Below are 20290 nucleotides of genomic sequence, written 5' to 3' on the forward strand. Positions count from 1 at the left end.
CTTTCAGCATGCCATCTTGGTGGATGCCGGCCTCATGCGCGAACGCGTTGCGGCCGACGATCGCTTTGTTACGCTGCACCTGCATGCCGGTGACGCTCGACACCAATCGGCTGGTCGGAACGAGACGCTCGGTATTGATGCGCGAATCGACATTGTAGTAGTCATTGCGCGTTCGCATCGCCATGACGATCTCTTCCAAGGCGCAGTTGCCGGCTCGTTCGCCGATGCCGTTGATCGTGCATTCGATCTGACCGGCTCCGGCTTCGACCGCGGCCAAACTGTTGGCGACCGCCAAACCGAGATCGTTGTGGCAGTGAACCGAGATTACCGCCTGATCGATGTTCGGCACGCGATTGACCAAGTCGCTGATCACGCGGCCCATGTGTGACGGGGTCGCGTAACCGACGGTGTCGGGAATATTGACCGTGGTGGCGCCGGCTTTAATCGCCGCTTCGACTACTGACCCAATTTATGGCTCTTTTTCGCGGTTCACCGCGGCGCCTGTGCTTTGAGGGCGGTAGCGGATAAAATGGGGGTTTTCGCCGAAGCCGTCTAAAGCCGCTATGCCTGAAAACCCCGCTGAATCTGACAATCCTGCCCCTCTTCGGCTTGAGCGTCTGCACAAAGTCTTGGCTTTTGCCGGCATCGACAGCCGCCGCAAGTGCGAAGCGCTGATCCAAGAAGGCCGGGTCGAGGTCGACGGCAAATTCGTGACCGAACTCGGCATGAAGGTCGACCCTGAGCATCAGGAGATCCTGGTCGATGGGCAACGGCTGAAGTTCGGCAAGCGCGTCTACTACATGCTCAACAAGCCGCCGGGCGTTCTCAGCACCAATTTTGATCCGGCCGGGCGAACCCGCGTGATCGATATGGTGCCGCAAGATGTCCGACTGTTCACGATCGGGCGATTGGATCGCGCCAGCGAAGGGCTGATCGTCGTCACCAATGACGGCGAATTGGCGAACCGCTTGGCCCATCCCCGCTACGAAATCGAAAAGACCTATCGCGTTGAGGTCGCCGGCCATCCCGAGCCTGACGCGATTACGTTTGTGCGCCGCGGCGTTCACCTAGCTGAAGGATTTGTCCAGCCGGTCAGCGTGGTGATGAAACGGAAGAACAAGCAAAGCACGACGCTGGAAGTGATTCTGGACGAAGGCAAGAATCGCGAGATTCGCCGCTTGATGGCGAAGATCGGGCACAAGGTTCTCCGCCTGAAACGGATCGCGATGGGGCCGCTGCGGTTAGGGGAAATGCCGGAAGGTGCGTTCCGCGAGCTGAAAAGCGCCGAGACCAAGGCGCTGCGCGATGCGGCGTTCGGCGTCGGCGCTGGCAAACCCAAAAAGCCAAAACCTCGCAAATCATCGACGCCCGGCGAGCGAGAAGGTCCGATTTTCCCTGAGACGAAAACCATCGCCAAGGGACGCGCCGGGGCAAAACCGACCGAGACCGGCGCCAAGAGCCGAGCCACCGGTAAACCAACTGGCGCGGCCTCGAAGGATCGCTCGACCTACAAAAAATCGGCAGGAACCGGCTCTAGCAGTCGCGCCGCGGGCAAGCCTGCCGGTTCAAGCTCGAAGGATCGGGCCTCTGCCTCCAAGTCATCCGATTCCGCTCCCAAGCGGACCTACGGCAAGACGATCGGCGGCGACTCTCCGTCACGTTCGTACGACAAGAAGTCGGGGCCTCCCACGAAGAGCCGCTCGATCGATAAATCGGCGGGTCGTCCGAGCAAAAGCCGCGGTTTCTCCGAGTCATTTGGCTCGCATGATGACGACGACGATGACGAAGGTCGTCCGATCTCCGAGTTGGGGTGGTCGTCGGAAAAAAGCGGCGGATCGGGGAAGAAAAGCGCCTCCCGAACCGGCGGCGCGCCGAAGAAGAAATTCGCTAAAAAGGGAACCGGCTTCAAGGGAGCACCGAAAAAGGGTGGACCCAAAAAAGGAGGCCCCAAGAAGGGCGCTCCCAAAAAGAAGAAGTCGACCTTTGGTCAGGCTTCGGCCGAAACCGAACGCGGCGGTCGCAAGAGCAAACGCGGCGGCACGCGCACCAAGTACGTGAAGAATCCTGACGACAAGAAAAAGACATTTACCAAGAAAAAGACGAAACGCCGCAAGTGAACGAGAACTGCAATCCGCTGCATGCCCCGTACTACGCCGACCACGCTGTTCAACTGACGGTGGAAGTGGTCGAAAACGTCCAGTTGGCGCGTGATACGTATCGCATTCGTTTCGCTTGTCCCAGCTTGGCGGCCAGCATCACGCCGGGGCAGTTTGTCATGCTGCGTCTGGCCGACATGCAAGATCCGCTGCTCGGTCGACCCTTGGCGATGTACGACGTCTATCGTGACGCCGACGGCGCGGCGGTCGGTATCGACGTCGTTTATCTCGTGCATGGCAAGCTAACCAGCAAGCTGGCGCGCTGCGCGCCGGGCCAACGTTTGGAAGTCTGGGGCCCGCTGGGGAACGGATTTCCGGGGCAGCAGGTCGATCATCTGATTATGGTCGCCGGCGGCATCGGCCAAACGCCGTTTGTGGCGCTCGGCAAAGAATATCTTGGTCGCCAAGCGTACGGAGATCCGCCGCGGCAGGGCGCCTCGGCCGGCAAAGTCACGATGTGCTACGGAGCTCGCTCGGCCGAATACCTGGCCGGCGTCGAAGACTTCCGCGCGTGCGGGATCGATGTCAAAATCAGCACCGATGACGGATCGGCCGGGCATCACGGCCTGGTGACCGATCTGCTCAATGCGGCCTTGGACGCGTCAACGGCCGGCGTCCAGATCGCTTGCTGTGGACCCGAACGGATGATGGAGTCGGTCGCTACGATCGCCGCCCAGCGCAACGTGCCGTGCTGGGTTTCGCTCGAAACGCCGATGGCTTGCGGCATCGGCATCTGCTTTACCTGCGTCGCCAAGGTTCGCCAGGACGATGGCAGTTGGGACTACAAACGAACCTGTGTCGAAGGTCCGATCTTCGCGGCCGAAAAGATCGACTGGGAATAGGTTCGAGTTGCTCGCGACGCTTACGATAAAGCGGCGATTAAGCGATCGACATCTTCGGCGTTGGTATAGCCGTGGGGACTGATTCGGAGTCGCCCGCTGCGTACGCTGAGCGCGACCTGAGCTTCTACGCAGCGCTTCCGCAATTGGTGCGGGTCTTGTCCGGGGAACTCAAACGAGATGATCCCTGATCTATTGTCGCCGACTCGATTCGAATAGATCGACGCGCCGATTGACTGCAATCGCTCGCACGCCAGATCGCCGATTTCCAGCACGCGATCTCCAACGGCTGACTGCTGTGGTCCGGCGCCAAGTTCCATCAGCAGCCCCAAGCTGCTTCCCATCGCCATGTAACCGACCATGTTCTTCGATCCTCCTTCAAAGCGCCTTGCGGTGTCGCTAAAGTTCAGATCGATCCGATCATATTCGTAAGGCTTCGCCATGCTGGTCGGCCCGACAAACAACGGACGTAACTTGTCGAAGTGCTCGCGGCGAATGTAGAACATGCCGGCGCCTTCGGGGGTCAGCAACCATTTTTGGCTGGTCGACGCGAAAAAATCGACGCCGGTCGCTTTGACATCGAAAGGAAAAACGCCCAATCCTTGGATCACGTCGACAAACAGCAACGCTCCCTTGCTGTGGACGATTTCGGCCAGTTTGGCGATATCGAGTCGAAACCCGGTCGAATAGCTGACCCAACTGACGGCGACGATCTTGGTGGTCGCGTCGATCTTGGCGGCGATGTTATCGAGCGTCGGCCCCGGGCCGTTAACGTCGACCTGACGAACTTCGACACCGATACTCTCGAGATGCATCCACGCGTACAGATTGGCCGGAAACTCGTTGCTGAGGACGACGATGCTGTCTCCCGGTTTCCACGCATATCCGCCGGCGACCAGCGATACGCCGTGCGTAGTGTTGGGGAGCAGCGCGATCTCTTCGACGTCGGCGTTGACCAGCGACGCGATCTTTCCACGCGTCTTTTCGACCGTCGCCGCCCACTCGGGCCAGTGCAGATTTCCTCCGGCCGCGGCCTGATCGACAAACTGCTTAATCAAGTCGGCAGTACGCCGGGGGAGGGGAGAAACCGACGAGTGATCAAAGTAGGCCCACTGGGGTACAATGGTCATCTCTTGACGAAACTGGTCCCAGGAAGAGGGGTCGCTCATGTCTGCAGTGTTCCAAAAGCTTGCGAGAGAAATAGTTACGGCGTACTATAAGGACCTCTTCGCCGGTTGCAAAACCCCCGGCCGTCATCAATAATCCTCGTTTCTCCTCTTCCGCGATGTCGGTGTTTTCTACGCAAGTTGTTGCGAGAAAGGACTTTTCCCACGCCCAGGGTGACATCTGGCAGAGGCGAGTTATACTACACCGTCTGGGAAACCTGGGAAAACTTCACCAGGTTTGTGCAGGGGCCAAACAGGAGTCGCCGCATGCCGAAAGCGCTAACAATCACGGGAATGGCTATTTCCATTCTCATATTCTTGGTGTTTGCGCTCGATTTGGCGATAGGGGTTCCCTTCAAAGGGGTCAGTACGACGATGGATGTCGCCTTCGTCGTCGGATCAGCCGTCGTCGCATTTCTCGCATTTACGACGTTTCGAGAGCTGAAATAGTCCTCGGCTAACGCGCTACGCGGCTTTGGCCGTCGCTTGCGCGAGCTGATGGGCGCAAGTCGCCAACGTTTCGACCGATCCCCCCTGATCTCGAAATCGCGCCGCGAAGTCGATGGCGCGAATCGCCTGATCGGCCGCCCAAGGGCCCGAATTAGCGACAGTTTCGCCACAAATCCGCATCACCTGAGCTGGTCCCGGTTTGGCGAAATCAAACCGTTGGGGAAGCCACTGGGTGAGTCGCGATAGTAGTTTGGGCGCCTGAATGCTCGGCTCGAACAGCGCCAGTCCATGCTGTTGCGACATTCCCTGCAATGCGCCTCCGCTGCTACGAATCGCCAAAACGCCGGCCGACCGCAGCGCACAAGATTGCCGCTGCTGGAGGGGGGCGTGAGTGAACACCGAGCGAACCGAGCGTCCCGCCAAACGGCGAACTTCGTCCAACAAGCCTTTTCCCCCCCATTGTCGCCAGTCGCTGGAGGGCTGCATCAACAGGGCCGTTTCGAGCTGCGGTTGGGTCGCGATCCAATCGGCGATTTGGCCATAGCCGGGGCGTGACAGCCCAAATGTCGCAGGCAACTGACGTTCGGCCAGATAGTCGATCAGCGTGCGAGCGACGTCATGCAGACGCCGATGCTGGGCCAGTTGAAGCGAAGAAGCAGAGAGTTGGAGGTCGATCGTAATTACCAGACGGTTGGTTAACATGCCCCCAAGTCGCATAGGATTCTCCCGTCACAAGTTGCAGAATGGACCTGTTTTCTGGATCGGTCGCAAGGATTTTGCGGGTGAAGGATTTGGCCGGATCTCGTCTCAGGCAGGGAAGGCGATTTGATCGAATTAGGAAAACCTTGCCGGCGCGCGACCAGAAATGAACTATCGGGTTACTCTCTGCGACGAAGGAAAGAGATAGCCGTAAGCTGCGGGATGAGCCACAATAAAGGACAGGAAAGTTCCGCCGCTTTCCGGAGGAAAGCCGATGACTGACAATTTGAATCGCCGAGACGCACTTCGCTGGATCGCTGCAGGGCTTCCCCTGGCGGCAGGAGTTGCGGGAAGTTCGTCGCTCGCCGCTGCCGATAACGTACTGCGAACCAATTGGCTCACGTCGACCCGCAAGGGGCTCGACTGGGTTGCACGTACCCAAACTCGGATGGGACATTGGGCCAGTCAGGCCTACCCGACTGCGATGGCGGCGCTGGCCGGCACGGCGCTGATCTCGTCGGGATCGACGACGACGCAAGGGCCGTACGCCAAGAACATTCGCCGCGTCACCGACTTCATTTACAGCAAACGGCGCGACAACGGTTTGATCGGTGATCCGTTGACCGACAATCGTTACACCTACGGGCACGGCTTTTCGATGCTCTTCCTCTCGCAGGTTCTCGGCGAAGAAGAAGACGAAGATCGACGCGAAGAGTTAATCAACACGCTGACCAAAGCGGTGGAGTTTACCGTCGCCGCGCAAACGACCTCTGGCGGTTGGGGCTATGTCAGCGCGAAGGATGGCAATGATTTCGACGAAGGCTCGACAACCATCACCCAAGTGCAAGGCCTGCGCGGTTGTCGCAACGCCGGGATTGTCGTCCCGTCAGAAGTGGTCGAACGAGCCAAGCAATACATCTACGGCTGTCAGAATCCGGACGGCGGCATCTCGTACAGCTCGAAGAATCGGGGCACTTCGCGACCGGCGATCACGGCTGCGTCGATTTGCTGCTTGCAGAACGCCGGCGAGTATGGCGGCGATGTCGTTGATAAGATGATCGCCTACTGCAAAGACAACTTGCACCAGATCCAGACGCAGCAGCAAGCGTTCAGCCACTGGCACTACACGTATCTGTACTACGCCCAGGTCGTCTATCGCGAAGGTTTTCGCGATCGCGAATTTTGGGAGACGTTCCGTGATCGGCTCTATTCCGAGATTGTCCGCAAGCAGCGCAATGACGGCGCTTGGGAGGATTCCACCGTGGGGCCGATCTACGTCACTGCCTGCAACTTGATCATGATGCAACTCGACTACGGGTTCCTACCGATCTATCAGCGCTAGTACCAGCTTTTCAGCTAAAAATCGGGATGTGCCTGCAGCGTCTTGAGACACGGCGTGGTGAATCAGTTCTCGCTGACGTGCTGTTGCAGGGCTGCGACGATTCCGTCCATTGTGTAGACAGCCGCTTCGATATTCGGTTCGACGCCAGCTTCGCGCAGTGCATCGGAAGTAATCGGGCTGATGCTGACAAACTTGGTTTGCTGCGCTCGAGCTCCCAATAAGCGAACCGTCGCTCGGGCGATCGCGCTGCTGGTGACAATCACATAGTCGATCGGCTGATCGTCCCAGGCCTCAATAATCTCGGGCGAAAGCGTCATGCAATCGTCGCTTTGATAGACGACGATCTCAGTGACTTCCCCGCCGCCGGCGGCGAGTCCTGTCGGCAGCACGTCTCGACCACGACTAGCCCGCGGCAGTAAGAAACGCTGTCTATCCGTGGTGGCTTGCAGCGCCTCGACCAGTGATTCGGCGCGATACTCGGCCGGGATCACATCAGCCTTCAGATGGTATTTCGCCAGCATATCGGCGGTGCCGGGACCGATCGCCGCAATGTGCAGATGGCCGACGGCGCGCAGATCTTCACCCGACGCGAACAGCCGATCCAGGAAATAACGGACGCCGTTGGTGCTCGAGAAGACGAGCCACTCAAAATCGTGCAGGCGACGGATCGCGTCGTCGACCGGCGTCCAATCGCTAGGTGGCGAAATCTGAATCGCCGGTTGCAAATAAACGTCGGCGCCTAATTCGGCCAGCGTGTGCGCTAGATCTTCGGCTTGATGTTCGGGACGCGTAATCAAGATGCGTTGGCCAAACAGCGGACGCTGTTGGAACCAGTTGTCGGCCGAGGCTTCGCGTGCGACTTCTCCCACGACCACGATCACCGGAGGGCGAATCTTTGAGCCGGAGTGGAGATAGTCGGCGATTTCGCCCAGTGTGCACTGAAAGGTTTCTTGATCGGGCCAGCTGCAGCGACGGATGATGGCGCAGGGAGTATCCGGCGACTTGCCGCCGGCGATCAGTCCCGCCGACCAGGCAGGCGCCGAAGTGACGCCCATGTACATCACGAGCGTTCCGGGGAATTTCGCCAGCGCCGCGTAGTCGATTGCGGCGTCCGACTTGCCGGGCTTCTCCCGGCCGGTCACCAATGCGACTGCCGAAGCGAAACGGGAGTCGGTTACGGGAACTCCGGCACATGCGCCCGCGGCGAGCGCCGTGGTCACTCCGGGGACGATTTCAAACGGAATCTCGTTCTGCTTCAGCGCGTCGATTTCGTCCGCCGCGCGAGCAAAGATGGTGGGGTCGCCGCTTTTCAGCCGAACCACCCGCAGTCCTTGTTGGGCCGCGTCGACCATCGCCTGATTGATCTCTTGTTGGGACCAGAGCTTCCCTTGCCCATGTCGACCAAGGCAATGCAGCTGCGCGTCGCTGCGGACATGCCGCAACAGAGAGGGGTTAGCGAGATAGTCGTACAGCACCACATCGGCGTCGGCCAGTAGTTCGACGCCGCGGAGGGTGATCAAACCGGGGTCGCCTGGCCCTGCGCCGACGAGAGAGACTTTACCGCGGGAATGGGAAGGTATTTTCGGCATTCCGATTTCAAGGGGCTAAGGGTGGCGAATTCCTATCGATTGAACCCCTTTAAGGCAAGTTTCACAAGACGCCAACTTCTTGTTTGCCAAGAACTTGGCACGACTGTCTTAGTCCGGCTAGAATAAGGTTTCGTCGCGGTAACGATGGCGGTGGACCAGTTTTTCTTCTGAAGTGGACAATTAGCGACGTGGACGGGCAGAACGCGATAGCCGATTCAGCGGCCTACGAAATTACTCCGGCCAAGCGGAAACGCTTGCAGTCGATTTTCGACCATGCGACCGGCATGATGAAGCAGCCGAAGTACGACTTTGACTACGCTCATAGTCTGCTGGGGGAATGCGTCAAATCAGATCCGGCGAACTTAATCTACGCCGAGAAGATGCTGGAGAATTTGGAACGTAAGTTCAAAGGCAAAAAGCCATCCGGACTGTTCTCCGCATTTTCGGGGCGCGGCATCAAAAAGGCGTTGGCGGCCAAAAATTGGACCGAAGTGATCGCCCAAGGGGTCGACATGTTGAAGTCGAATCCGTGGGATTCGTCAGCGCTGATCGGCATGGTCGATGCTTGCGCCGAGCTTCGTTGTCACGAAGTCGGTCTGCTATTTATGCGAAATGCGACCGCCGGTTCGCCGAACGATATCGAAGTTCGTCGCCATTGCGCGCGCTATCTCGGCCGCGTCGGACAATTTGACCAGGCGATCTCCGTCTGGCATTTTGTCAACGAAAAGACCCGCGGCGATGACGAAGCGAACAAAATGATTTCGCAGTTGACGCTCGATAAAGAACGGATGCGTCAAGGTTTGCCGACCATCACCAACAAAATTGACGTTCGCCCCGGCGAAAAAATGCGGCCTCGCCCGAAGTCGAACCAGGAAGAGGTGAAGACCGAGAAGCCCAAGGTTGCGATTCAGCTGAACGAAAAGCAGATCCTCGATCGGGTTATCTTGGACAACCCCGAGAAAATCGAGAATTATTTGAAGCTGGCCGATTTGTGGCAGCTCGAGGACAAATATCACGAAGCGGAACTGGTCATGAAAAAAGCCCAGTCCGCGATCGGGCAGTCGATGGACATTGTCCGCAAGCTGGAAGATATCCGGATTGGGCGAGCCCGACATCGCTACGAAGTTGCCGAAAAGCAGTACGACGTCGAAAAAACGGCCGAAAGTCGCAAGCTGGCGGACGATTTGAAGGACGAACTGAATCGAACCGAGCTCGAAATCTATCAACGGCGGGCCGAACGGCACCCGGACGATAAAAAGCAGCTTTATGAGTATGGATTGCGGCTCAAACGCGCGGGTAACTTCGAAGAAGCGATTGAAACCTTCGATCAGGTGATCGAAGGGGACGAGAAACTGCTGGCGATCGCCAATTTGGGCAAAGGAGAGTGTCTGCAGGCGAAAAAGAAGTACCACACGGCGATGGAATGCTTCGAAGAAGCCCTAAGTTACAGTGACTCCTTGAGTTCCGACCGACAAAAGCAGCTTCTGTACCGCGCCGGAGTGCTGGCGATGGGGTTAAGTGAGCTCATTGACGCTAAAGCGTACTTTAAGCGGCTGAAAAAAATGGATCCCAGCTACCGTGACGTCGGTTCAAGGCTAGACAAGGTCCGGAAAATGTTGCAAGATAAGTAGCTTCGCATTGAGAACACATTGTTCGCGGTAAGATAGCGGCCTCCTTCACCTACGAAATTAGGGCCGCCCGCTAGGGAAATCAGGATCCATGCCCAATACCAAGAGCGCCAAGAAACGCCTCCGTCAAAACGAAGTTCGCCGTGCCCGCAATAAGGCCGTCAAGTCGGCCCTGCGTAATCAGGTCCGCAAGGTCCGCACTGCGATCACCACCGGTGACGCCGCTGTCATCGATACGGAAATGAAGGGCGCTGTGAAGCGTCTCGACAAAGCCGCCGCCGCTGGCATCATTCACGCCAACGCCGCCGCACGTCTGAAGTCGCGTCTCAACGCCGCTTCCAAGGCTGCGAAAGCCGCCCAAGCCTAATTTCCCGATCACAACGGATCTGTCCCCCCTTACGGTGAACGATCCACGGGAATATTGAATTATCGAACCGACCGTCTCTGTACGGTCGGTTTTGTTTTTGCGGGCCACTGTTCGCGTCGTGATCTTCGCATGCGACGGTTACAACCCGCCTGCGGCTAATTCCGCCCTGCCATGTTCCTACCGCGTCTTTTTGGAAAGACGCTAGAAGAGCATGGCATAAGAAAATCTGATCCATTCCACGAGCCTGTTTCCTCCGAAACAGGCTCGTGCTACAACCGGGGTACCTCATCACCCTTTCCCACAGAGGTCCCCTCGTGACGCTTTCTGCGCTATTTGATCTTTCGGGCCGGACCGCTCTGGTCACCGGCGGCAGTAAAGGAATCGGCAAAGCGATCGCACGCGGCTTGGCGGAAGCCGGAGCCAGCGTCTGCATTACGGCTCGCCATCAGCAAGAGCTGGAGACCGCCGCGCAAGAAATCGGCGCCGGACTAGACGTTCGCGTCGCTTGGCGGATTTGCGATATGGCCGACCGCGCGGCGGTCGACGCGTTGGCCGATGGAGTCTTGGAAGAGTTTGGGCAAGTCGACATTCTGTTTAACAACGCCGGCACCAATCAGCCGCAGTTGCTGGTCGAGACGACCGACGAAAGCTGGGATCACGTTCTGGAGATTAACTTCACTAGTTGTATGCGGTTGGCTCGCAAACTAGCGCCGGGAATGATCGAGCGTCGTTGGGGGCGAATCATCCATCTTTCCAGCGTGTTGGCGGTCGTTTCCAATCCTGGCCGGGGCAACTATTCGGGAACGAAAGGGGCGCTCAGCGCTATGACCCGCGCCCATGCGCTGGAACTGGGGCCGCATGGAATCACCGTCAATTGCCTGGCGCCGGGACCGATTGCGACCGATCTACCGATGAGCCTCCTGAACGACGAACAAAAGCAGCGATTCGCCGAACGGACGGCCGTTTTGCGGTGGGGTGAAACGAAAGATCTTGTTGGTCCTGCTTTGCTTTTGGCCAGTGATGCGGGAGCGTATATAACAGGAACAACGCTTCTAGTTGAAGGCGGCATGATCTGTCGCACGTTTGATTAAGAATCGGCGACTTCACCGGGATGTTCGCTCTCTCTTCATATGCAGCTGATATAAACAACCGTTTGGGCGCCGATAGACAACAGGGCAAAGCTATGGAACTGCATGTCGTTTCTCATGACGGAGACGTCGTACAGGTGGCCGTTTCCGGACGGGTTACTCAAGATGGTTCGACGCGCGAGACCGAACCGATCTCGGCTTTGATCGGTTTAGACGCCTACCAGAGAACGGTGTTGTTGAACATGCAGGAAGCCGACATCATCGATTCCAGCGGCGTTGGTTGGTTGCTCACGTGCCATAAGCGATTCAACGAGGCGAATGGCAAATTGATCATGTTCAACATGCCGCAAATTGTCGCCAATGTCTTTAAGCTGATGCGGTTGGACAGTTTCTTTCACATTGTCGCCAACGGCGAAGCTGCAATGCGGATGGCCCAAGGAGAGAACCGTGACTGAGACGCTTGCCCCTGATTTCGTCAAAATTGATTTGACCACCATTGAGCCCGATATTGCGGTCAAGTTGCTGATCCACCAGGCGGCGCAGATGCAAGCGAGCGACTTGTTCGTACTGGCTTGCGACGGCGTCGTGCAGATCGCGGTTCGACAGTGGGGGCGAATGAAGAAAATCCGTGACGTTCCTGCCGACCAAGGTCGATCCTGGATCAGCTACCTCAAAGCGATGAGCAGCATGGACATCGCCGAGCGTCGCCGGCCTCAGGATGGTCGTTGGATCTTTGACGATCAAGGGCGCCAACTCGATTTGCGACTCAGCTTGTTGCCGACCTTATATGGCGAAGATTTAACGGTCCGATTGCTCGATCGAAACTCAAGCTTACTTTCGGTTGACCAACTCGGGCTGAATCGCCATGATCGCCAGGGGATCATGTCGATGATCCAAGCGAACGCCGGATTGATCTTGGTGACCGGACCCACCGGCACCGGCAAGACGACCACGCTTTACGCTTGTCTTCAATTCTTGAATGACGGCAAACGCAAAATCAACACGCTGGAAGATCCCGTCGAGTTTTCGCTCGCCGGCATCCGGCAGTCGCAGGTCCATCCGAAGATCGGTCTCGATTTTTCGGAGTTGTTGCGCAGCGTCATTCGTCAGCAGCCAGACGTGATCATGATCGGCGAGATTCGTGATCCAGAAACGGCGGCGACGGCAGTTCGCGCCGCGAATAGCGGTCACTTGGTGCTCGCGACGTTGCATGCTCCGGTCGCTGCCGCGGCAGTGCAAAGCATGTTGTCGCTTGACGTAAATCCCCACTTCTTAGCGAGCGGCCTACGCGGCGTGTTGTCGCAGCGGTTGGTGCGAGTTCTGGATGAGAAAACGCGGATTCCGTATGAACTGGGCCCCGGCGGCGCCGCGGCGACCTTTGGCGATGTGCAGGAGTTAATCGAGCCCGGCGATGGCGAGGTCTTTTATGGACCGGATCCCTCTGCTCCGAACGAAGGCTACTCGGGCCGGACCGCGATTTTTGAGTTGATGGAAGTGACCGGCGATATTCGCCGGGCGATTTCGGACAAGTTGCCGGCCCATGAGTTGGAGTCGATCGCGATTCGCCATGGGATGCTCGACTTCCGTCGCGCCGCGTTGATGAAGGTCGCCCAAGGGGTGACCAGCATGGAAGAAGTCTTCAAAAACGTGCCGACCGAGTATTTGGGACTGGAAGACGCATAGCAAACGGTCTGCGTCGACCGCGACGCCGCGGCTCAATAGCCCGAAATGAAACGATCGGTCCGTTGACGCATGCGTCCTTCCGCTTCTCGAAAATCGGCCGCCGCTGCCTGCACTGGTTGCGGCAACCGGTAAATGTCATCGGCGGGCCAGCGCGTCAAATCGCTCGGATCCAGCTTGGGACCGCTGGAGGTTCGCCCATGGCGAACGAGCGAAACCAGTTGATCGACCGGCGAGTTACGGGTCACCTTCTCAATCGCGTCTCGATACTGATAGGTGACGGCGCGTAATGCACGTTCGCTGGCGACATAGTTCTCGGCGGCGCGTTTCGCCGTGGCGTCGATGTCCAGGTACAGCGCGACGCGAAACGCCTGACGAGCGTACGAGCGGCGATTGTCGAGCGGCGATAGCGTCGATGATTCTTCTCCCAGCGCATCGCAGTGGACGCTTGCGAGTCCCCGACTCCAGTCACGCGGAGCGCGGAAGATGCAGGTATATTCTTTGGCGCCTTCCAGCGTCGTTTGCCGCGCCGGCTTCAGTTTGAAGTAAACGCCGGCGCCGCGATGAATGGTTCCGCTGGCCGCGATCAGTTCGACCGGCGAACGAAGTTCGTACTTGGTCGTCGTCGAATTTTTGCGACTTGCCCCGCCGCTGATATTGCCGCTGACGACGCCGTCGTACTTGCCGTTCAGATTGGCTCCGAGAGTCGCGTCGGTCTCTTTCTTTTGTTCGATTTGCATACCGCCGGTTAGCGTATTCTCCAGCGTCGTGCGCGGAGAATAATCAACGATCGTTATCCGCGGATCGCTGCTTTCGATCCGAATGACGAACTGCAGCAAGTCGTTCTCGGCCTCATAGGCGACCAGCGACGAGACGACAAATTTCGCTTCAATTAACCTTTCGTCCCCGACATAATCATCCGGAGTGACGTCGCGGCAGGGGATGCGATAGCCGACGTCAAAATTGACCGGAGCCGCCGTCGCTTGCGCTGCTGAAGATAGCGTCGCCAGCGTAAAGAGTAAGCCGAACGAGATCGAGCGGAACGAAAAATTCGCCAACATCCTTGCCTCCTGCGGAAAGCGATTTGCTACCGTGCGTAGGGCGGATTGCTTGGCTGCGATTCCCTGCAGCGGGCGGCTGACCTTCAGCCGCGGACCTGGTTCACCTCATCATTGAGAGTCAAAGCATCACCGAGTGATTCCGGTTGCTATGGTAAGCGACATCGGTTCGGCGGCAATGGACGATCGTGCGGATCACGTAAGTCGCCGCAAAAGATATGGTTGCTAGCCGATGGAAACCTGGTCAAACGATTCGATCCCGGGATGTCCATTCCCGTTTTCGACCGGCGCATTGCCGACGCGATAGCATAGTCCGGTCTGCATCCCGGCTTCACGAGCCGCGTCAAGCTCGGCGACGATGTCGCTAAGAAAGAGAATCTCGCTAGCGTCGCAACCATAGTCGCTGGCGATGACGCGATAGCTGGCCGCTTCTTTCTTGGGGCCGGTCGTCGTGTCGTAGTGACCACGAAACGACGCTAGTAGATCGCCGTGATTGGTGTGCCCGAAAAACATCTTCTGGGCGGCGACGCTGCCGGAAGAATAAATCCGCACATCTTTGCCCGCTTCGTTCCAGCGAACCAGGGCAGGGGGGACGTCGTCAAAGACCGCGGCGACCAGTTCGCCCGAGTCGAAGCCGGACTTCCAGATCAAACCTTGCAGTTGCTTGAGCCCGGTCGCTTTGATGTCGTTATCCATCAGACGCGTTATTTCGGCGCTGACGCGCTGTTGCTTGGCCTGTTCGGTCGCGTCGTCTTGCGTCCACGCGGCAAAGGTGTCGGCGCCTGCATCTTGGGCGATGTAGCGCAGCACCGGTTCCAGTGCAGGCGTTTTCCAGGCCGCCTGCAAATAGGCGTCAAGTTCGCGCCGCACAAACGGAAACATCACGTCGTAGACGAAGGCGACGCTGGCGGTCGTACCCTCGATATCCAACAGCAAACCGCGTCCCGAAAACTTGATCACGGTTTCACCACCGGATCCAGGTCATCGGCCTTGGCGATGTAGTCGGGGCCCCAGCAGAGCGGCGAGTAGTTCTCGTGCACTCCTTGTTCCATGTAATGGGGCGTCCAGCCGCTTGCGTCTTCAAACAGCCGGATGCAGCGGATCGTCTGCTCGTCGCAGAGGGTGAACCAATGCTTCATGTTGGCCGGAACGTTGATCAGGTCGCCTGATTCGACCAACACCGAGAAGACCGGTCCGGTGGGCGGATGAATGTGAAAGACCCCTTGGCCTTTGACCGTGAAGCGAACTTCGTCTTCGCTGTGCGTATGTTCTTTGTCGAACTTGGCCAACAGCACGTCCAGATTGGGCGTCTCGGGATTGACGTTGATCACGTCGGCCGTGACGTAGCCTCCCTTAGCTTTCAGGCGTTCAATTTCCGGCGCATAGGCGGTCAGGATTTCTTCGTTGGTTGCATCAACGCCGATCCGTCCTTCGACTTCCCACTTTTCGTACCAGATGCCGTACGGCGCTAGGTATTCGCGAATCGCGTCGGTCTCTTGGATGCGACGGTTCTCGTCGTGGATGGTTATGCTCGCCATGGGGAGATCTCTCCGAATATCGCTGCAAAGTTGAACAGGTTAAACGGCCGAAGCGGCGCTGCGAAGTTCGCCGCACAGCAGCATGCGACGGACCAGGGTTTCAAACAGAAACTCGTATATCTCGATGTGACGTCGGGCCTCGGCGACGTTGGCGCCCCAAGTATAAAGCCCGTGCCGACGAATCAAATAGCCATGAATCGGCGGTTGCGATTGGTCGCTGAGTCGAGCGGCGACTTGCTCGGCCAAAACAGGAATGTCTTGCGTGTTGTCGAAGACCGGAACCCATTCGGTATGCTCGTGCGTTTTGACGCCGGAGAGACCTTTGAGCATCTCGTAGCCTTCGATCGCAAATCCCCCTTCGTCGAAAAAGTAGTCCGACAGCAAGGTTCCCCAAATTGAATGCGTATGCAAGATCGAGCCCACGCCGGGCTGGCCGGCGGCGACGACGTGCAACAACGTTTCGGCCGACGACTTCGGCTGATCGGAGGTCGCGGCGCCTTCGATATCGACCTGCTGTCCCTGATCGTTAACGCGGACAAAGTCGGCGCGCGTCAGGCGCCCCTTGTCCATGCCGCTGGCGGTCAGCAACAGTTGCAGCGGATCGTGCTTGAGCACGACGCTGTAGTTGCTGCTGGTTCCGACCGACCAACCGCGTTGAAAGAAGTACGTGCCGGTTTCGCGAAGCGCATCGATTTCCGCTTCTTTGCCGGCCAAGGCGGAATGGGGCAAACCATGCGGAGCGCCGCCAAGCGAGACGTTTTCCATAAATCTTTGTCACAGGTTCTGGGGTGCGTAAAACGCCAGTCTAACACGATTTACGGTGACGGCAACCGAGCGAAACTCTAGCTGTGCATCCGGGGATTCTCGTCCCCCACCGCGATAATCTCTGCTTCCATCGCGGCCAGTTCTTCGAGACGACGCATCACGGTCGCATCATCCGCATATTGTTTGGCCAGGCGAACATAGGCTGAATGGTGTCGCGCTTCGGACTCGAACAACTGATCGTAAAAGTTGGCCAGACGCTGGTCTTCCAATCGTTCCCGTAAAATGCCAAACCGTTCGCAGCTGCGGGCCTCGATCAGGCCGGCGACCAGCAAGCGGTCGACCGCACGCTCGGGCTCGCTCTTGCGAACCAGCGCGTGCAATTGCTCTCCATATTTGCTCGGCTTGATCCGGCAAAAGCGGACTCCCCGCTCGTGGAGCAACTCTAGCACCAGGTGAAAGTGCTCCAGCTCTTCGTTGACGATCTCGGTCATCGCGCGGCAAAGATCTTCGTTCTCGACATAGGCGAAGATCATGTTCATCGCAACGCCGGCCGCCTTTTTCTCGCAGTGGGCGTGATCGATCAGGAGAAGATCGAGATTTTCAGTGACCTGAGTCAGCCAACGCTCGGAGCTTGTCGATTGAAGATGCAACACGGGGCAGTTCACGCCGATTGGCCAAAAGGGAAAACCGCCAATGTAGGCGCGCTCTGCGGTTGGCTCAAGGTGATGAGCGCACGAAAAACGCCTTGACCAGCGGTCAAGGCGTTTCGCATTTTATTTCACGAAGTTGGCTTAGAAGCCGACGCCGATCGAGAAGTTGCGGCCGTTCAGGTAGACTCCGCCGCCGCCATAACCACCCCGGTAGTAACTACGGCCATAGTAGCTGGGATATGGCGAGTAGGCCCGCGTGTAAACGCGCGGAGCTGCGTACGCCGGGTAGCGGTGTCCGCCGACGTGATAATCGACGTGACCCCGATGATAGTCGTAGTGGCCAGGGGCGCCGTAATGGCCATGTCCGTGTCCGCCGCCATGATAGTGGGGGCCACGAGCCATTGCGGACGAAGCGCCCAACGACAAACCAACGGCGGCCGTAACTGCGAGTGCGAGTAGGATGCGTCTCATTTTCTCATCTCCGACTTGGGGGGAAGCGGCGAGCTTCTTTCGCGTAACTACGCGGGATCGCTCGCTTTGGTTTTGTGTCTCAATCAGCATCGTTTTCTGTTGGTTGCCGGCCGATGCTGTTGAGTGACATTAGTGCAAGCAGCGTGCCAGAATTGTGGTGGCTCACTGCAAGTCCCCAATTGGTAATGATTTACGGAGATTGGGATTGTGGCGAGAATAGAAACGCTGGCGACATGTTGTCGAGTTGATAACGCAATTCTCAAAATGAGCCACTGAGAAACTTGCGTTTTGCTTGACCGTCAGTCAGCCCGACTCCTTTCGCTTCGCCCAATCTGGGGCCTAGCGTTTCCGCTTTTTTGCCTTTCCCTGTTTTCGCTCGGGCTTGCCAAAGTTCTTTTTCTTTGGCGCCGGCTTGCCCGATTGGTACGAAAAGTCATCGCTGGCGGTTCGCCCTGAAGTGGGACGACGTCGACTATTGTCGGCGGCATGCCCAGCGGCGCGGGCCTCTTGTTCGATCAAGCGGAAATCGAGTTCTCGTTTTTCGAGATCGACCCGTGCGATCGAGACCTTCAGCACATCGCCCAAGCGAAACGCATTGCCGTCACGATTGCCGACCAGCGAGTGCGTCGTGCGATCATAGTGATAGTAGTCGTCCTGCAGCGCGTCGATATGGATCAACCCGTCGGCCGGCAACTCTAACCCTTGGACGAACAGGCCGAACGACTCGACGCCGGTGATGACCGCTTCCATCTCCATGCCGATCTTTTCGCTCAGATGATTGAGCAGCTTGATCTTCACCAGATCTCGCTCGGCGCTGGCGGCTCGCTGTTCCCGCTGCGAGCAATGTTCACCCTCGGCCACCATCGCATCGTAGTCCTGCACCGGCTTCTTGCCGGTCGCCAGGTCGTTGTACATCCGATGGATGGTCAGGTCAGGATAACGACGAATCGGTGAAGTGAAGTGGCAATAGCATTCGCTGGCCAATGCGTAGTGGCCGATCTCTTCTGGACTGTAGACCGCCTTTTTCATGCTGCGCAGCGTCGCGTAGTTGACCGCCGCCTGCTCTGGCAGACCTTTGACCTTGTCGAGGGCGCGAATGATCTCGAAGCGGCTTTGCAAACTGTCGCATTCGATACCGACGTCGCGGACAAATTCGGTCAAAGCTTCCAACTTGCGGGGATCGGGCGAATCGTGGACGCGCCGCAGGAAGAAGAGTTCTTGGTTGTGAAGCTTATCGGCGACCGCTTCATTGGCGGCCAGCATAAACTCTTCGATGATCTGGTGGCTCTCGGTGTTCTTTTCGACATGTGCGCCGGTCACCGCTCCATCATTGTCGAGATCGAGCTTCAACTCCGGCATCAACAGTTCGATCGAGCCTCGTTGGAAACGGCGCTCGCGGAGCGTCATCGCCAACTCATGCATGTCGCCCACCAATTGATGCACCGGCGGCGTCAGCTTCTTTTTCCATGCGTCGCGATCGGCGAGATACTCGTCGACTTCTTCGTAGGTAAAGCGGCGAACGCTGCGAATCGCGCTGTTGAAGACTTCGGTATGAACCCGCGTGCCGTCTGGGGTGAACTCGATCTTGGCCGTCTTGGCGTAACGAATCTTGTTCGGCTGCAAGCTGGCTAGATTGTTCGAGATCACCTCCGGCAGCATCGGAATCACTTTGTCAGGCAAATAGATGCTGGTCGCCCGATTGCGAGCTTCCGTATCCAACGCCGAACCTTCCGGCACAAAGTGAGCGACGTCCGCGATATGCACGCCGAGCAGCCAATGTCCGTTGTCAAGCTTGGTCAAGCTGATCGCGTCGTCAAAGTCGCGCGCGTCGAAAGGATCGATCGTGATGATCGTCTCGCCGGTTTCGTCCCGGCGATCTTCGCCGATCGACTCGTCAAATGCGTCGGCCATTTCTCGAGCGACTTCGAGAGCCGCTTCCGGAAATTCTTCCGGCAAGTCGTACTCGCGCATCACCGAGAGCAAGTCGACGCCGGGCGCACCGCGCGCTCCCAGGACTTCGACGATCACGCCTTCGCCGTCATGAAAGTGGGACGGGAAGCGGACGATTTCGATCACGACCTTGTCGTCCAGACGAGCGCCTTTGACGCCGGGGTCGCCTACCGAGATCGGTTGCGTAAAGACGTTGCCGTCAACTTGCACGAGGGCCTGACCATGTGCTTCGTTGTAAGTGCCGACAAAGCGATGCGTCTCTCGTTCGACAATTTCGATCACTTCGCCGCAGAGCTTTGATTCGCCGTTCATTCCGCGCGTGCGGAACATGCGAATCCGGACGGTGTCGCCGTTGGCGGCGTCGGAAGTGCGTTTCGCCGGGACATAGATGTCGGCGGTGCGCTCCGCGGATTTGGGCGTTCCGAGCGGCCGGACAAAGCCAAAGCCTTTGGCGGTCCGATGAAAACCGCCGACGATCGTTTGGGCTGCTTTGGCGTTTTCGGCATTCGCTCGTTTGATCAGATGGCTCGCGCCGTAAGCGATGTGCCCTTTTTTAAGAAGTCGCTTGATGGCACGCTTGAGCGTTTTGAGGTCTTCTTCCGCCAGATTGAGTTGTTTGGCGATGACTTTCGGTTTGACCGGTTGGTAAGTCGACCGTTGAATGTGGGCTAGGAGCAATTGCTCCAGCTGTTCCAGTTCCATGAATCTCCGTTCTTGAGAAATACTTATTGGGTCTCAACCCGCTTGAAGCGTCAGGGCTCGGCGACCTTGCCGAAAAAATGGCCCGATACCAGCTTCTATGGGGGAAACCACGCTGCTTTAATATATCAGATTTCGGCTCGTTCGCCTAAGCG

19 protein-coding genes and 1 pseudogene are annotated in these 20290 nt (G+C 57.8%); 9 read left to right on the forward strand and 11 right to left on the reverse strand.

The window, feature by feature from the left end; translation table 11 throughout:
- A pseudogene (locus DSM3645_RS09710) lies at window positions 1-460 on the reverse strand (2-isopropylmalate synthase); the annotation flags it as partial.
- Between the two features lie 103 nt (window positions 461-563).
- Here DSM3645_RS09710 and DSM3645_RS28010 point away from each other — a divergent pair.
- Together DSM3645_RS28010 and DSM3645_RS09720 are read left to right on the forward strand one after the other, a co-directional pair.
- Complete coding sequence (locus tag DSM3645_RS28010; protein WP_002651959.1) at window positions 564-2117, forward strand: pseudouridine synthase; 1554 nt, start codon at window positions 564-566, stop codon at window positions 2115-2117.
- On the forward strand, window positions 2114-2998 hold the full coding sequence (locus DSM3645_RS09720; RefSeq protein WP_002651960.1) for a dihydroorotate dehydrogenase electron transfer subunit: 885 nt from the start codon (window positions 2114-2116) through the stop codon (window positions 2996-2998). Before DSM3645_RS28010 ends, DSM3645_RS09720 begins: the two co-directional genes overlap by 4 nt.
- Before the next feature lie 20 nt (window positions 2999-3018).
- Here DSM3645_RS09720 and DSM3645_RS09725 read toward each other — a convergent pair whose 3' ends face one another.
- Window positions 3019-4164, reverse strand: a complete 1146-nt coding sequence (locus DSM3645_RS09725; protein ID WP_081444778.1) for an aminotransferase class V-fold PLP-dependent enzyme — start codon at window positions 4162-4164, stop codon at window positions 3019-3021.
- 264 nt (window positions 4165-4428) lie between these two features.
- Here DSM3645_RS09725 and DSM3645_RS09730 point away from each other — a divergent pair, with 264 nt between their 5' ends.
- Entirely contained in the window at window positions 4429-4611 is a 183-nt protein-coding gene (locus DSM3645_RS09730) for a hypothetical protein (RefSeq protein WP_040351738.1), read from the forward strand.
- Between the two features lie 15 nt (window positions 4612-4626).
- Here DSM3645_RS09730 and DSM3645_RS09735 read toward each other — a convergent pair whose 3' ends face one another.
- Window positions 4627-5328 carry a hypothetical protein gene (locus DSM3645_RS09735; protein WP_237564788.1) on the reverse strand — a complete coding sequence of 234 codons (702 nt, stop codon included), beginning with the start codon at window positions 5326-5328 and terminating at the stop codon, window positions 4627-4629.
- A gap of 256 nt (window positions 5329-5584) precedes the next feature.
- Between DSM3645_RS09735 and DSM3645_RS09740 the strand changes: the two genes are divergently transcribed.
- A complete protein-coding gene (locus tag DSM3645_RS09740) occupies window positions 5585-6652 on the forward strand; it encodes a prenyltransferase/squalene oxidase repeat-containing protein (RefSeq protein WP_002651964.1) in 1068 nt (355 codons plus the stop codon).
- A gap of 62 nt (window positions 6653-6714) precedes the next feature.
- Here DSM3645_RS09740 and cobA read toward each other — a convergent pair whose 3' ends face one another.
- On the reverse strand, window positions 6715-8241 hold the full coding sequence (gene cobA, locus DSM3645_RS09745) for a uroporphyrinogen-III C-methyltransferase (RefSeq protein ID WP_040351739.1): 1527 nt from the start codon (window positions 8239-8241) through the stop codon (window positions 6715-6717).
- A gap of 188 nt (window positions 8242-8429) precedes the next feature.
- Between cobA and DSM3645_RS09750 the strand changes: the two genes are divergently transcribed.
- From DSM3645_RS09750 to DSM3645_RS09770, 5 genes are all read left to right on the forward strand, one after another.
- The gene (locus DSM3645_RS09750; protein ID WP_002651966.1) at window positions 8430-9872 is read left to right on the forward strand and encodes a tetratricopeptide repeat protein; all 1443 of its coding nucleotides are present in this window, start codon (window positions 8430-8432) and stop codon (window positions 9870-9872) included.
- Window positions 9873-9960: 88 nt separating this feature from the next.
- A complete protein-coding gene (gene rpsT, locus DSM3645_RS09755; protein ID WP_002651967.1) occupies window positions 9961-10236 on the forward strand; it encodes a 30S ribosomal protein S20 in 276 nt (91 codons plus the stop codon).
- A gap of 314 nt (window positions 10237-10550) precedes the next feature.
- On the forward strand, window positions 10551-11327 hold the full coding sequence (locus DSM3645_RS09760; protein WP_002651968.1) for an SDR family NAD(P)-dependent oxidoreductase: 777 nt from the start codon (window positions 10551-10553) through the stop codon (window positions 11325-11327).
- A 92-nt stretch (window positions 11328-11419) separates the two neighbouring features.
- Window positions 11420-11779: an STAS domain-containing protein gene (locus tag DSM3645_RS09765; protein ID WP_002651969.1), complete on the forward strand. Its 360-nt coding sequence runs from the start codon at window positions 11420-11422 to the stop codon at window positions 11777-11779.
- A complete protein-coding gene (locus DSM3645_RS09770; protein WP_002651970.1) occupies window positions 11772-13007 on the forward strand; it encodes a GspE/PulE family protein in 1236 nt (411 codons plus the stop codon). The genes DSM3645_RS09765 and DSM3645_RS09770 overlap by 8 nt, the downstream gene beginning before the upstream one ends.
- A 32-nt stretch (window positions 13008-13039) precedes the next feature.
- Here DSM3645_RS09770 and DSM3645_RS09775 read toward each other — a convergent pair whose 3' ends face one another.
- From DSM3645_RS09775 to rnr, 7 genes are all read right to left on the reverse strand, one after another.
- On the reverse strand, window positions 13040-14065 hold the full coding sequence (locus tag DSM3645_RS09775; RefSeq protein ID WP_002651971.1) for a hypothetical protein: 1026 nt from the start codon (window positions 14063-14065) through the stop codon (window positions 13040-13042).
- Between the two features lie 222 nt (window positions 14066-14287).
- Window positions 14288-15022, reverse strand: a complete 735-nt coding sequence (mtnC, locus tag DSM3645_RS09780) for an acireductone synthase (RefSeq protein ID WP_002651972.1) — start codon at window positions 15020-15022, stop codon at window positions 14288-14290.
- Entirely contained in the window at window positions 15019-15600 is a 582-nt protein-coding gene (locus DSM3645_RS09785) for a 1,2-dihydroxy-3-keto-5-methylthiopentene dioxygenase (protein ID WP_002651973.1), read from the reverse strand. Before DSM3645_RS09785 ends, mtnC begins: the two co-directional genes overlap by 4 nt.
- Window positions 15601-15639: 39 nt before the next feature.
- Complete coding sequence (gene mtnB / locus DSM3645_RS09790; protein WP_002651974.1) at window positions 15640-16365, reverse strand: methylthioribulose 1-phosphate dehydratase; 726 nt, start codon at window positions 16363-16365, stop codon at window positions 15640-15642.
- Window positions 16366-16442: 77 nt separating this feature from the next.
- Complete coding sequence (gene miaE / locus DSM3645_RS09795; RefSeq protein WP_040351740.1) at window positions 16443-17018, reverse strand: tRNA-(ms[2]io[6]A)-hydroxylase; 576 nt, start codon at window positions 17016-17018, stop codon at window positions 16443-16445.
- 138 nt (window positions 17019-17156) lie between these two features.
- Window positions 17157-17486: a hypothetical protein gene (locus tag DSM3645_RS09800; protein ID WP_131282394.1), complete on the reverse strand. Its 330-nt coding sequence runs from the start codon at window positions 17484-17486 to the stop codon at window positions 17157-17159.
- Between the two features lie 339 nt (window positions 17487-17825).
- Window positions 17826-20138, reverse strand: coding sequence for a ribonuclease R (gene rnr, locus DSM3645_RS09805; RefSeq protein WP_002651978.1), 2313 nt, complete (start codon window positions 20136-20138; stop codon window positions 17826-17828).
- Window positions 20139-20290 lie beyond the last annotated feature (152 nt).

Source organism: Blastopirellula marina DSM 3645, assembly GCF_000153105.1.
In the GTDB taxonomy this organism is placed as follows: Bacteria; Planctomycetota; Planctomycetia; order Pirellulales; family Pirellulaceae; genus Blastopirellula; species Blastopirellula marina.

Excerpts from the sequence above, each read along its gene's own strand:
- DSM3645_RS09765 (WP_002651969.1), top strand. The coding sequence starts at position 11,420 with ATGGAACTGCATGTCGTTTCTCATGACGGAGACGTCGTACAGGTGGCC.
- mtnB (WP_002651974.1), bottom strand. The coding sequence starts at position 16,365 with ATGGAAAACGTCTCGCTTGGCGGCGCTCCGCATGGTTTGCCCCATTCC.
- DSM3645_RS09725 (WP_081444778.1), bottom strand. The coding sequence starts at position 4,164 with ATGAGCGACCCCTCTTCCTGGGACCAGTTTCGTCAAGAGATGACCATT.
- DSM3645_RS28010 (WP_002651959.1), top strand. The coding sequence starts at position 564 with ATGCCTGAAAACCCCGCTGAATCTGACAATCCTGCCCCTCTTCGGCTT.
- DSM3645_RS09730 (WP_040351738.1), top strand. The coding sequence starts at position 4,429 with ATGCCGAAAGCGCTAACAATCACGGGAATGGCTATTTCCATTCTCATA.
- DSM3645_RS09785 (WP_002651973.1), bottom strand. The coding sequence starts at position 15,600 with ATGGCGAGCATAACCATCCACGACGAGAACCGTCGCATCCAAGAGACC.
- rpsT (WP_002651967.1), top strand. The coding sequence starts at position 9,961 with ATGCCCAATACCAAGAGCGCCAAGAAACGCCTCCGTCAAAACGAAGTT.
- DSM3645_RS09800 (WP_131282394.1), bottom strand. The coding sequence starts at position 17,486 with ATGAGACGCATCCTACTCGCACTCGCAGTTACGGCCGCCGTTGGTTTG.
- DSM3645_RS09775 (WP_002651971.1), bottom strand. The coding sequence starts at position 14,065 with ATGTTGGCGAATTTTTCGTTCCGCTCGATCTCGTTCGGCTTACTCTTT.
- DSM3645_RS09735 (WP_237564788.1), bottom strand. The coding sequence starts at position 5,328 with ATGCGACTTGGGGGCATGTTAACCAACCGTCTGGTAATTACGATCGAC.
- rnr (WP_002651978.1), bottom strand. The coding sequence starts at position 20,138 with ATGGAACTGGAACAGCTGGAGCAATTGCTCCTAGCCCACATTCAACGG.
- DSM3645_RS09740 (WP_002651964.1), top strand. The coding sequence starts at position 5,585 with ATGACTGACAATTTGAATCGCCGAGACGCACTTCGCTGGATCGCTGCA.
- cobA (WP_040351739.1), bottom strand. The coding sequence starts at position 8,241 with ATGCCGAAAATACCTTCCCATTCCCGCGGTAAAGTCTCTCTCGTCGGC.